Source organism: Rhizobium sp. PEPV16 (genome assembly GCF_008919455.1).
Classification (GTDB): Bacteria; Pseudomonadota; Alphaproteobacteria; order Rhizobiales; family Rhizobiaceae; genus Rhizobium; species Rhizobium leguminosarum_Q.
The window spans coordinates 1-13311 of sequence record NZ_VSZV01000258.1; the positions used below are offsets into that span (position 1 = coordinate 1).

The 13311-nt window shown below is 61.3% G+C and carries 10 protein-coding genes; 6 read left to right on the forward strand and 4 right to left on the reverse strand.

Annotated elements, in window-relative coordinates; all coding sequences use genetic code 11:
• From FY112_RS10290 to FY112_RS10315, 6 genes are all read left to right on the forward strand, one after another.
• Positions 1–611, forward strand: a 611-nt coding sequence (locus tag FY112_RS10290) for a p-hydroxycinnamoyl CoA hydratase/lyase (protein ID WP_151518331.1), incomplete at its 5' end; no start/stop codon positions are given.
• A gap of 57 nt (positions 612–668) precedes the next feature.
• Entirely contained in the window at positions 669–1775 is a 1107-nt protein-coding gene (locus FY112_RS10295; RefSeq protein ID WP_151518332.1) for an NAD(P)-dependent alcohol dehydrogenase, read from the forward strand.
• Positions 1776–1796: 21 nt separating this feature from the next.
• Positions 1797–3236: a coniferyl aldehyde dehydrogenase gene (locus FY112_RS10300; RefSeq protein WP_151518333.1), complete on the forward strand. Its 1440-nt coding sequence runs from the start codon at positions 1797–1799 to the stop codon at positions 3234–3236.
• 195 nt (positions 3237–3431) lie between these two features.
• Positions 3432–5360: a diguanylate cyclase gene (locus tag FY112_RS10305; RefSeq protein WP_151518334.1), complete on the forward strand. Its 1929-nt coding sequence runs from the start codon at positions 3432–3434 to the stop codon at positions 5358–5360.
• Positions 5361–5442: 82 nt separating this feature from the next.
• Positions 5443–7737, forward strand: a complete 2295-nt coding sequence (locus tag FY112_RS10310) for an FdhF/YdeP family oxidoreductase (protein WP_094087743.1) — start codon at positions 5443–5445, stop codon at positions 7735–7737.
• Complete coding sequence (locus tag FY112_RS10315; protein WP_131627627.1) at positions 7734–8018, forward strand: hypothetical protein; 285 nt, start codon at positions 7734–7736, stop codon at positions 8016–8018. Before FY112_RS10310 ends, FY112_RS10315 begins: the two co-directional genes overlap by 4 nt.
• Positions 8019–8071: 53 nt before the next feature.
• On the opposite strand, the gene FY112_RS10320 is transcribed toward FY112_RS10315, so the two are convergent.
• The 4 genes from FY112_RS10320 to FY112_RS10340 form a co-directional block, all read right to left on the reverse strand.
• On the reverse strand, positions 8072–9070 hold the full coding sequence (locus FY112_RS10320) for an AraC family transcriptional regulator (RefSeq protein WP_131643333.1): 999 nt from the start codon (positions 9068–9070) through the stop codon (positions 8072–8074).
• A gap of 1017 nt (positions 9071–10087) precedes the next feature.
• Positions 10088–11092: an Ldh family oxidoreductase gene (locus FY112_RS10330; protein ID WP_131643332.1), complete on the reverse strand. Its 1005-nt coding sequence runs from the start codon at positions 11090–11092 to the stop codon at positions 10088–10090.
• Positions 11093–11294: 202 nt separating this feature from the next.
• Positions 11295–12374 (reverse strand): glycine betaine/L-proline ABC transporter ATP-binding protein, encoded by a 1080-nt coding sequence (locus tag FY112_RS10335; RefSeq protein WP_131627619.1) that lies wholly within the window; start codon positions 12372–12374, stop codon positions 11295–11297.
• A complete protein-coding gene (locus FY112_RS10340) occupies positions 12367–13254 on the reverse strand; it encodes a proline/glycine betaine ABC transporter permease (protein WP_151518335.1) in 888 nt (295 codons plus the stop codon). Before FY112_RS10340 ends, FY112_RS10335 begins: the two co-directional genes overlap by 8 nt.
• Positions 13255–13311: the final 57 nt, after the last annotated feature.

Consider the following 13311-nt stretch of genomic DNA (forward strand, 5'->3'; position numbering starts at 1 on the left):
ATTTCCGCGACAATGACGACAAGCCGCGTGACGTCACGCTGAAGGCGCGGCGCCAGTCCGGCAACTGGTGGGGCCGGCTGATGTATTTCGAAAAGCCGACGATCGCCATGGTCAACGGCTGGTGCTTCGGCGGCGCCTTCACGCCGCTCGTTTCCTGCGATCTCGCCATCGCCGCCGAGGAGGCGAATTTCGGCCTTTCCGAGATCAACTGGGGCATTCTGCCGGGCGGCAATGTCACCCGCGCAGTCGCCGAAGTGATGCGCCATCGCGACGCTCTCTATTACATCATGACCGGCGAACTGTTCGGCGGGCGCAAGGCTGCCGAAATGGGTCTCGTCAACGAGGCCGTGCCGCTGGCGGAGCTTGAAACCCGGGTCCGCAAGATCTGCGCTAGCCTGCTCGAAAAGAACCCGGTGACGTTGAAGGCCGCCAAGGATACCTACAAGCGCGTGCGCAACCTGCCATGGGATCTCGCCGACGATTACATCTACGCCAAGCTGGAACAGATGCTGTTTCTCGACAAGACCAAGGGGCGCGACGAGGGGCTGAAGCAGTTCCTCGACGACAAGACCTATCAGCCGGGCCTCGGCGCCTACAAACGCGGCCGCTGAGGACGAGCCCGGCTCGCCGGGCGGGTTGACGAGCCGATCATCGGGAGGAGGAAAGCAATGAAGATCCATGCCGCAGTGGCGCGTGCGCCCCATACGCCGTTTTCGCTGGAAAGGCTCGATCTGGAGGAGCCGCGCGAGGGTGAAATCCTGGTTCGCGTCGTGGCGACAGGGGTTTGCCACACCGATATCGTCATGCGTGACCAGCATATGCCGGTGCCGCAGCCGGTCGTGCTCGGTCATGAAGGCGCCGGCATCGTCGAGCGTGTCGGGCCGGGCGTTGCCAAGGTCAGGCCCGGCGATCACGTGGTCATGACCTTCAATTCCTGCGGTCATTGCCCGAGCTGCAACGATCACGAGGAGAGCTATTGCCACGAATTCTTCCCGCGCAACTTCTTCGGTGCGCGCGCCGATGGTTCGAGCGGGCTGTCATGCGAGGGAGAGCGGGTTCACGGCAATATTTTCGGCCAATCCTCCTTTGCCAGTCACGCGCTGTGCCATGAGCGCAATATCGTGAAAGTGCCGAAAGACACGGATCTGGCACTGCTCGGGCCGCTCGCCTGCGGCATCCAGACCGGCGCCGGCGCGGTCATGAACGCGCTGAAGGTCGAGCCGGGAAAAGTGCTCGCGGTTTTCGGCATGGGCTCCGTCGGTCTTGCCGCCGTGATGGCGGCGCGGATCGTCGGCGCTTCACGGATCATCGCCGTCGACGTCAACGAGACGCGGCTGGCACTTGCGGCGGAACTCGGCGCGACCGACATCGTCAACGGCAAGGCGAGCGACGCGGTTGCCGCGATCATGGCGCTGACCGGCGCCGGCGTCGATTATTCGATCGATGCCTCCGGCGTGCCCGCCGTCATCGACCAGTGCGTGCGGGTGCTGGCGCCGCGCGGCACCTGCGGCATCGTCGGGGCCTCGCCCCATGGCGCGACGCTGACGCTCGACCTCACCCATATCCTGTCCGGCGGGCGCCGGGTCCGCGGCATCGTCGAGGGCGATTCCAATCCCGACGTGCTGATCCCGTTGTTGATCGACCTGCATCGGCAGGGCCGCTTCCCCTTCGACAGGCTGATCACCTTCTATGATTTCGCCGACATCAACCAGGCGGTGGAGGATTCGGAAAAGGGCATCGTGCTGAAACCGGTCGTGCGTCAGCCGGCCGTCTGACATCGTTCAAGGGAGGAAACAATGAACACCGTCACCCCGATCGTCACCGATACCAGTCCCGATGCGATGAAGGCGTTGCTTGATCGGCAAAAGGCGTCTTTCCTGAGGGAAGGGCCGCCGAGCATTGAGACCCGCACCGATCGCATCGACCGCGTCATCGCCCTTCTCGTCGACCATAAGGATGCGATTGCCGCTGCCCTGTCGGAGGATTTCGGCAGCCGCAGTGTCGAGGCGAGCCTGCTTCTCGACGTCTTCACATGCGTCGGTTCGCTCAAATATGCCAAGGCCCATCTTGCCGAATGGCTGAAGCCCGAGCAGCACGAGGCATTGTTCCCGGATGCGGTGGCCGAAGTGGTCTATCAGCCGAAGGGGGTTGTCGGGATCCTGAGCCCTTGGAATTTCCCCTATCAGCTCGCCCTGGCGCCGCTTGCCGGCATTCTCGCCGCCGGCAACCGCGCCATGATCAAGCCGTCGGAGGTGACGCCGGCTTCGGCCGCCTTGATGGCGGAACTCATTGCCGGCGCTTTCGACGAAACGGAAATATCAGTCGTTCAGGGCGGACCGGCGACGGGCACGGCCTTTACATCACTTGCCTTCGACCATCTGATCTTCACCGGCGGAACCGCGGTCGCCCATCATGTCATGCGCGCGGCGGCGGAAAACCTGACGCCGCTGACGCTTGAGCTCGGCGGCAAGTCGCCCGTCATCGTCGGCCGCTCGGCCGACCTCGCAGACGCGGCACGCCGCGTCATGACCGTCAAGACGCTGAACGCCGGCCAGATCTGCCTGGCGCCTGATCATGTCTATGTGCCCGAGGAAAGCGTTGAGGCCTTTGCCGGGCACGCGGTCGCGGCGGTCGGCGCGATGTATCCGGCGCTGAAGGAAAATCCCGATTACACTTCGATCGTCAATGCCCGCCATCACGCCCGCATCCAGGGACTGATCGACGATGCCAGGGCCAAGGGCGCCCGTGTCGTCGAGATCAACCCGGCGGCAGAGAATTTCTCCCAGCAATCGGCCCACCGCATGCCTCCGACCCTGATCCTCGATCCCACGGAAGACATGCGGGTGCTGCAGGAGGAAATCTTCGGACCCGTGCTGCCGGTCCTTCCCTATCGGGATATCGCCGACGTCATCGATCGTATCAATGCCAAGCCGCGGCCGCTCGCTCTTTATTACTTCAGCCAGGATCAGCAAGAGGAGGCCCGCGTCCTCGACAATACGACCTCCGGCGGGGTGACGGTCAACGACTGCATGAGCCACGTCACGGCGGAAGGCCTGCCCTTCGGCGGCGTCGGCCATTCGGGCATGGGTGCCTATCACGGCAAATTCGGCTTCCTCGCCTTCTCGCATCCGCGCGCCGTCTATCACCAGAGCAAGATGGTGGAAGCGGAATACATGATGCGGCCGCCTTATGGCGAGGCGATGCGCGGCTTCTTGGCGGCGGCGATCTGCAAATAGAAGAGAAGTGGCGGACGATGCCGTCGGCAGCCGGTTGCTGACGGCATGGGACGGCCTGCGGGCCTATACCTCATCGTCGCAGTAGTCGCCGCTTTCCTGTTGTCGCATTGCTGCCGACCGGCCTGGAGACGCAACCGCTGACGAATATAGCCTGATGGGTCTGCGATTTAACGAAGCTCAAACCACTGTTGCCCTATGATTGGTTCGGTACAGGTATGGGAAGGTGGATTCAACGCGGTGAATGGCATCTGGACGCAATTCGGTGGCAACCTGTCATTCGTGTGCCTGGCGATTTCGCTCTGGGCGCATTTCTCGATCCAATTTCAGAGTCGTTCGGTCATACAGGAAAAAATCGCCTTCGGACTCATAGCCGGCGGTGCCTCCATCGGGTCCATATTGCTGGCCGTCGAAGTCAATCCCGGCATCTATATCGACATGCGCTTTTCGCCGCTTGCTTTGGCGGGCATGTTTGGCGGACCGATCGCAGCGGCTTTTGCCGCGTCGCTGGCAATGGCCTTCCGCTTTGCTGTCGGCGGCACGGCCATGATCGATGGCCTGATCGCAATTGCTGTCGCAACCGGGATTGGCCTGGCTGCCAATGTCTGGATCCGCAAGAGATCTGCCGAACTCATGGACGTTGCGCTGCTGAGCCTCGCGCTCGGCTTTGCACTTATCGTATTGATGGCGGTGCTTCCCACACTGGTGCACGCCCGCGTATTGGCCATCATCGGTCTGCCGATGACGGTATTAAACTGCCTGGCGACGGCGCTGTGTGGTTTCGTTCTGTTGAAGACGCAGCAATGGGAGCTGGAGCGGAGCATCTTGGTGACCGCGTTTTCGCAGTCGCCCGACTATCTCTACGTGAAGGACAGAAACAGCCGGTTCATCACCGTCAATGAAAATATGAGCCGCCTTTTTCGTTTCAGAACCACGGCGGAGATGACCGGATTGTCGGATTTCAATCTTATATCGCGGCCGCGCGCCGAAGAATTTTATTATCTCGAACAGCAGGTCATGGACACCGGGGTGCCCCTGATCGACTCCGTCGAGCGTATCGAAGACAGATACCTGCTCGCCTCCAAGGTGCCGCTGAAGGATAGGCAGGGGCGGGTGATCGGCCTTGCCGGCGTCACGCGTGACGTGACGGAGCGGACTGCCCTGGAGCGGGAATTGCGCAAGAGCAAGAACCTGCTGTCACATGCGATGGCCGGCATGTCCGATGGCATCGCCATGTACGACAGCAAGGGTTTCCTCGTTTTTTGCAACGACCAGTATCGCGCCGCCTTTCCGCTATCCGGAGACGCCCGCGTGGTTGGCGCTCATATCAGCGACATCCTTCGCCGCGTTGCCGAAACCGGCGAGCGCACGGGTATCCCGGACGTTGACCGCGAAGAGTGGATCAGGTCCGTCAGTGCTACGTTGCACAGCAACAAGGACGAAGAGGTTCAGCTTCACAACGGCGACTGGCGCAGCATCCGGACAAGGTTAGCGGAAGACGGCACAGCGATGGCCGTTGTCTCCGACATCACGGCGACCAAGCAGGCGGAAATCGCCCTCAGGCTGTCGGCGGAGCAGTTGAAGTCCCTTGCCGAGACCGATGGGCTCACCGGCATCGTCAATCGCCGGGCCTTCGACGAAGCTTTCGCACGTGAGACCGCAGGCAGCGCCAGGAAAAACACGTCGTTCAGCCTTCTGATGGTCGATATCGACCGCTTCAAGGCCTATAACGACACCTATGGTCATCCCGCCGGAGACCAATGCCTGCGTGTCGTCAGCAAGTGTCTGCGCCAGTCCGTAAGTCGCCCGGCAGATATCGTCGCACGCTACGGCGGAGAGGAATTCGTGGTTCTGCTCCCCGCTACCAGTGCGAAAGGGGCGATAATCGTTGCCGAGCAATTCGCGCGTCTCCTAAGCCAGGAGAATATCGTTCATTCCGGCAGCGAATTCGGCCGGGTGACGGCCAGCATCGGCATATCCTGCGCGACGGGAGCTACCCTGAGGATCGACCCGAGCCGCCTTCTGACCGAGGCCGATGCCGCGCTCTACGACGCCAAGACGCAAGGCCGCAATCGCATCCTGGCCCATTCGCCCGAGGAACGGCACTCCATGAAGGACGTCGGTTAGACCGAATCCTTGATAGGTTTTTCCTATCGAGCCATCGCTGGTGCGCCCTTGATGTTTTCCCGGCTTCGGCAATACAGGGCGCATGGACACAAAATTCATTGGTAAAAAATCGGCGGCAGCCGGCGGCTGGGGCGCTTTGAAGAGCTGCGGCAAGCAGTTGCTGCAAAGCGGCATGCCCATTTCAGGGGCGCGGACGATGCTGAAGGCGAACCAGCCGGATGGATTCGATTGCCCGGGCTGCGCCTGGGGCGACCCGGAGCACGGATCGTCGTTCGAGTTCTGCGAGAACGGCGTGAAGGCCGTCGCCTGGGAGGCGACGGAGAAACGGGCAACGCCCGCCTTCTTCGCGGAAAAAACGGTATCGCAGCTTCGCCAGTTGACGGATTATGAACTGGAACTCAATGGCCGCCTCACGCATCCGATGCGCTACTATGCGGCAAGCGACCGTTACCTGCCGGTCGCGTGGGAGGATGCTTTTGCCGAGATCGGCAGCATTCTGAGGGGTCTCGATAGCCCCAACCGGGCGGAATTCTACACGTCGGGCCGGGCGAGCAACGAGGCCGCCTTCCTGTACCAGCTGTTCGTGCGCGTCTACGGCACCAACAATTTTCCCGACTGCTCCAACATGTGCCACGAGGCGAGCGGCATTGCCATGCGTCAGGCGGTCGGTGTGGGCAAGGGTACCGTCCTGCTGGAGGATTTCGAAGAGGCCGACGCGATCTTCGTGATCGGGCAGAACCCGGGCACCAACCATCCGAGGATGCTCGGCGACTTGCGCCGGGCGGCGATCCGCGGCGCACGCGTCGTCGTCTTCAATCCCATCCGCGAACGCGGCCTGGAGCGCTTCTCCGACCCACAGGACAAGGTCGAGATGCTGCGCGGCGGTTCGACCGATATCGCGAGCCTCTATCTGCAGCCGCAGCTCGGCGGCGACATGGCCGCGGTGCGCGGGATGGCAAAGGCCGTTCTGGCTGCGGAAGACGCAGCGTTCGCCGCCGGTCTGCCCTCCGTTCTCGATCACGCATTTCTCGCCGAACACTGTGCGGGTTTTGCAGAATACCGGGCAGCGGTCGAGGCGACCAGCTGGGCCGAGATCGAGGACCAATCGGGACTGAGCCGGCAGGAGATCGAACGGGCGGCCGATGTCTATATCAACGCTGAGCGGGTCATCTGCACCTGGGCGATGGGTGTGACCCAGCATCTGCATTCCGTGGCGACGATCCGCGAGATCGCCAACTTCATGTTCCTGCGTGGCAATATCGGCCGGCCGGGCGCCGGCCTTTGCCCGGTTCGCGGCCATTCCAACGTGCAGGGCGACCGCACCGTCGGCATCAACGAAAAGCCATCGGATGATTTCCTCGATACGCTGGAGAAGCACTTCCGCTTCACCGTTCCCCGCGAACATGGCCACAATGTCCTTGCCGCGATCGGAGCAATGCTCGACGGCTCGGCTGAGGCCTTCATCGGGCTTGGCGGCAATTTCGCCCGCGCCACGCCCGACAGCGCACTCGTCGAAAAGGCGCTGCGGCGGCTGAAGCTGACAGTGCATATCGCCACCAAGCCCAATCATTCGCATCTCATGCCCGGCGAGACGGCCTTCATCCTGCCGTGCCTCGGGCGCACCGAGATGGATCTGAACGCGGCGGGCAACTCACAGCTCATAAGCGTCGAGGATTCGATGAGCATGGTGCATGGTTCCGCCGGCATCAATCGCCCGGCCTCGCCGCACCTCCTCTCGGAAGTCGCCATCATTGCCGGCATTGCACAGGCGACGGTCGGCTCCGCCGTGGTCAACTGGGCAGAGCTTGCCGGCGACCACGACCGCATCCGCGATCATATCGAGGCGACCATCCCAGGCTTCGAAAACTACAATGCGCGCCTGCGCAAGCCGCGCGGTTTCCACCTGCGCAACCCCGCCGCCCACAGGGAGTGGGATACGCCGGCAGGCAAGGCATCATTTTCTTGGGAAGCGCTTCCGGAGGAGACGGTGCATCAGCGGGCGCGAAAGGGTGAGGGGCGTTTCGCCCTGCAGACGTTCCGGTCGCACGATCAATACAATACGACGGTCTACGGTCTCGATGACCGATACCGCGGCGTCTACGGGGAGCGGCAGGTCATCTTCATTCATCCAGCCGACCTGGAGGCGATGAATGCCGAGGCCGGTGACCGGATCGACGTGGTCGGTGAGCATGATGACGGTATCGAGCGCATCGCTGAGAATTTCCGCTTCGTGCCCTACGACATTCCGCGAGGAAGCATCGCGGGTTATTATCCCGAACTGAACGTGCTCGTGCCGCTCGGCAGCGCAGGTACGGAAAGCGATACGCCCACTTCGAAATCCATCATGGTTTCCTTCCGCCGGCGAAAAACCGCGTGAGCGAAGAGGCCTCCGACGCCGATCGTTTTCTTGCCCTCGTCGCCGCGGCGCAAGGCAGGGATATCAGGCTGACATCCATACAGGCCGGTCTCCTGGTCGCCGCGGAACTGGGGATTGCGCGTGACAGCCGCGCCTTTGCGCGCCTGCTGGGGATTGCGCATTCTCTCGTGCTCAGGGAACTCAGCGACCTGGCGGAACGCGAAGGGGTGCTGCAGATCGTGAAGCGGGATCTAAGGACAATGAGAGTGCATTACACGTTGCCGCCGCCGGACGAGGCGTAAACATCCTGCGTCAGTGTCGGGGACAACTGCCTCTTCACCGCAAGTCGCGGCTGTTATCGACGGATCACGCGTTTCCTGGTGTCGGAGGGGTATTCTCCGTATGTGGTCTTATAGACTGCGGAAAACCGGCCGAAATGAAAGAAGCCCCATTTGAGGCAGATGGCCTTCATGGTCTCCTTGCTCTCGGGATCGAGCAGATCCTGGCGCGCGGCGCGCAGCCGAAGCGTCAGCAGATAGGCGGCGGGAGAGGTTCCCCTGAATGCACGAAAACCGGTTTCGAGCGCCCGGCTGGAGACGCCGGCCGCTTCGGCCACCTTCGTCATGGTGATCGGTTGATCGATATTGGCGTGCATGAATTCGATCGCTCTGCGGACATGCCGGGGCGCGATCAGGGCGGGGCCATTCTCCAGGAAATGCGATAGCCGGTGCGGCACAAGGCGCACGACCAGATCGGCCAGCGCCTGCGTCATATGCGCCATGGCGATCGGCGACTGCAGCAAGGGGCCGTCGTCGCGCATGCCCGAGATGATCATTTCCGTGAGGTTGCCGATCAGCCGGCCTTCCGGCTTCGACAGATCCAGTTCGGGCAGCAGGTCGAGAGAGCCGCTGAACGGCATCTCGAATGTCTGGCCGATCGTCTGCAGAATGACGGGCCAATTGATCAGCAACTCGTCGATGACGTTCGATTGCCCATGCATGATGACGCTGTCGGGCTCGAAATTGTTATAAAGAAGCAGTTTTCCTTGCCCGGCCTCGGCGATGCGGGATCCATAGGTGACGCCCATGCCGCCGCTGCGCGGCACGACAATCGACAGATACTCCGACGTATCGACGGTCGGCTCGATATTGAACTGAAACTCCGCCTCATGATAGCCCGTGAGCAGGACGGCCTTGTCACAGACGGAGAAATCCAGCCCCCAATGGAAGTCCTTGGCGCGGCCGACGGGCTCGGCATCAAATGCGCCAAAAGCGCCGCCCAGCGTTTCGACCATGTTGTCGAAGGACGAACCACTAAATCGAAACGAAAATGGGGGAGGGCTATTTTCAGTCATGCTGCTCCCGTTGTTCGGTGTGGCTGTTTCGACATGCCCTTCTTGACCGCTCTGAGATGCCAGCCTGATGCGCGATGCGCGCGGGTGTCGGATTGGTGCACCTACCTCTGCCAGTCTTGTCAGTCGTCATGCATCCTCCGCTGCAGGGCTTCATCAGGACCAGCAGACGGTCTGGATGAGCGGAGCATGCCTGTATATTAGATGATTATAATTTATAGTGAAGCGGCTTGCCGCCGAGCCGGTGGATTTCCGCGCGGCATCGGCATCGACACCAGCGGCTTTAGGCAGCCGATGCAGTCCGAATGCGGGCGTGGCAGGCGTCAAAAAGACCAACCCGTTGAATGCATTATCGATCGTTCCCATCCAGCGCAGATTTGTCGCCCAGACGACAGGAGCTGACAGAACCCGCCGGAATAGGCAAGACGTCAGGCTGCCGGTTATGGTGACAACCCGCTGATAAAACGATTACGCTAAAGGAATGATTCTACAGCTGTATCCGCCACGCCACAGATTTACCCGCGGCGATCTTGCCGGATGCACATCATCTGAAGTCTATGGAGAACGCCCCATTCGAGAGCCGCGCAGTCGCCTGCCGAAGGTTCTTAGTGGACCGCTTAAAGAGGGCCTTCGGCAGGCGACAGGCACGCAGGCATACGCACGGGATGGAGTGCGTATGTACGATCCCTTCCATCCTGTTGGGGGTGATGGGATGGACGGGCTTGGCTTTGGGACCGCAAACCATCATGGTCTTGGTCGGCTTTCATCTTACTGTTCCTTAGCTATGGAGCAATTGTCGGGTCCCGATATTGTCGGTCAACCGGCTTTTCGTGACGCAGTCTGGACTGATCTTGCGCAAAATGTATATGAACCAGCGCCGCCGAAGCCGCCTGTTCCACGCAATGAACTGTGCGAAGTGGATAGAGATCTTTAGTTTCTCATTGGGCACGAACGATGGGACACGCCGGCATGATGCCGCCGCGCGATGCATTCGGTTCTTTGAGCTGAGCAATGATTTTCTCACTGAAGGCACAAGCGACGGATCGTTTCCAACACGCCGATGTCGACGTCGAGATTATCGGTTTCCACGACGCTTGCGGGCTTCGCTCTGTCCCCGGGGATACGGACTCCCTTGGAACGCAGCCGTTCCAATTGGGCCTTGGCGCGCTCCGGGAAACCTGCATCCACGGCCGCGGGGAAGAGCGCGATCACGGTCATTCCTGCATTCACCGGGTGCTCGCCCGACAGAAAGTGGCCCGCATCGAGCGACCACGCGGCCCCCGAAAGACCCGCGGACAGCATCTCGACGATAAGGGCGATATTGGCGCCCTTATAGCCGCCGAAGGGCAGGAGAGCGCCGAGCATCGCCTTGACCGGATCGGTGGTGATTGCGCCGGTCTCGTCGATGGCAATGCCGTGAGCGATCGGTGACTGTTCCTTTGCCGCCTCGGCAAGAGTTACGAAGGCCGTCGCACTCGTCGCCTGGTCGATGACGAGGGGCGGCAAGGGTTCCGGCAGAGGCACGCCGAAAGCGAGCGGATTGGTGCAGTAGACGCGCTCCCCGCCCTCGGCGGCGGCCATCAAGGCCGGTCCGTTGGCGGCGGCGATGGATATCAACCCGTCCTGAGCGAGACGCCGGACGTAGTATCCCAATTCCCCGGCGGTATAGCTGTTTCTTTGCGTGAGGACGGATATTCCGAAGGTTTTTACGCGTGTCGTGAAGTCGTCGTAAATGAGGTCAAACCCGAGCTGCGCTATGCCGCCGTCCGCGTCGGCCTGGATCAGGGCCGGCAGCACATGGTTGAAGCGGGGCTTGGCGTCTCCGTTGATCCGCCCGTCGCGCAGGCTGGTGAGATAATCGACGAAATGCGGAAAACCGAGCTCAGTGCGCCCGAAGCAGGCGGCCGACAGCGTTGCATCGACGAGCGCCTTCGCCATGGCCGGGCTGCCGCCGCAGGCGAGGCAGGCTTCGAGCGCCAGTTGGCGGAGCTCGTCGATCGGCATTCTCATCTTCTGCCCGGCCATCGCAGCTCCAATGCGGCTCGTCCGCCCTCATGGAAGGCATCGGGTGACGCCATGCGACACCCAGCATCTTCAAGGTCTGCGCCCGCGCAAGCCGATCGGAGTTTGACATGGTGATCCCCGGGGCGTCAGGCGGCCGACCTCCCAGTTCGGGAGATGGCGATATGCCTCGCCAACGAACGGAAAGACGGCCGCATTTGGAGCTTCAAAGTGCGACCGAGAGGGCGCTGTCGCGTCGGGGAGCCACCTCTTGCGAGTTCACCATCGCGCCCGCGAGCTGGCGGAAGGTGACAAGCCCCAATGATTCCCCGGATGGTGAAACCACCCGGGCATCGTCGTGCGCCGCCGATGCCAGGATCCGGACGGCATCTTCGACGGTCGTGCCTGATGCGATCGTCAATCCGCCTGGCACCGCACCGGAATGCAGGGATGTCATGACGGCATCGACCTGGATGACCCGGCCTCGATTGACCTCCTTGACGAAGTTGGCGATGTAGGCGTCGGCCGGACGCAGAACGATGTCCTGGCTGGTGCCCTGCTGGATGACTTCGCCATCGCGCAGGATCGCAATCTGGTCGCCCAGCCGAAGGGCTTCGTCGAGGTCATGGGTGATGAAGACGATGGTTTTCTTGATCTCCTTCTGAATGTCGAGAAGGACCGTCTGCATATCCGTGCGGATCAATGGATCGAGCGCCGAATAGGCCTCGTCCATCAGCAGAACCGGCGCATCGTTCGAGAGGGCTCGCGCCAGGCCGACGCGCTGCTGCATGCCGCCCGAGAGCTGGTTGGGATATTTGCTCTCGAAGCCCTTCAGGCCGACCCGTTCCAGCCAGCCCATGGCGACGTCGACGGCTTTCGAGCGCTCCATGCCCTGCACCTCGCGGCCGAAGATAGTATTGTCGAGAACATTCCGGTGCGGCAGAAGCGCAAACTTCTGAAACACCATTGCCGTCTGGTGCCGGCGAAACGTCCGCAATTCGGTCTCGTTCATTTTCACCACATCGACGCCGTCGACAAGCACTTCGCCGGCGGTTGGATCGATCAGACGATTGATGTGGCGGATGAGCGTCGACTTGCCCGAACCCGAAAGACCCATGATGACCTGAATGCGGCCCGAGGGTATCTCGACATTGATATCTTTCAGGCCGAGCACGTGGCCGTGCTTTTCGTTGAGCTCGGTCTTCGACAATCCCTTTTTGACGGCATCGACATGAGCGCCAGGATTGGGACCGAAGATCTTGTAGAGGTGGCGGATCTTGATGCCGCCGAAACGTTGATCAGCCATGGACGATCTCCCGATGCTTCTGGAGCCGTTTGCCATACGCCTGGCTGACCCGGTCGAAGATGATGGCAATGCCGACGATGGCAAGGCCGTTGAAAATACCCAGGGTGAAGTACTGGTTGGCGATGGCCTTCAGAACCGGCTGGCCAAGGCCCTGGACGCCGATCATCGAAGCGACGACCACCATGGCAAGCGCCATCATGATAGTCTGGTTGATGCCGGCCATGATGGTGGGAAGCGCCAGCGGCAACTGGACCTTGAACAGCTTCTGCGAACTCGACGTTCCGAACGCATCGGCTGCCTCGAGCACGTCCTTGTCGACCAGGCGGATGCCGAGGTCGGTCAGCCTTATCATCGGCGGGATGGCGTAGATGACGACGGCAATCAGTCCCGGCACCTTGCCGATGCCGAGCAGCATGACGACAGGGATCAGATAGACGAAGCTCGGCATGGTCTGCATGACGTCGAGGATCGGATTGATAACGCGCTGCAGCCGGTCGGAACGCGCCATCAATATCCCCATCGGAATGCCGATGGCGATGGAGAGCACGGTACAGACGAAGATCATCGAGACCGTCCGCATCGTATCGTCCCACATGTCGAAATAGCCGATCAGCAGCAGCGTGACGAGACAGCCGAGGACGATCTTCAGGCTGCGGCTGGCAAACCATGCGATGACAAGGATGATTGCCGTAATGATCGGCCACGGCGTCTGCGTCATGAAGCGGTCGGCGGCGATCAGGAAATGCTGCAGCGGAGAGAAGAGGCTTTCGATCGCGTCGCCGTAGCTGCGGGTAAATGTACGAAAGCCGTCATCGATCGCCTTCTTCAGATTGCGAAGGGCATCGTCATCCATATGCGTGAATTTATAAAACCATTCCATTCGGTTCCCCTTTTTCTTCAAAGAGCCGTGGCAGTCTTTTTGATTTTATCGGCAGCG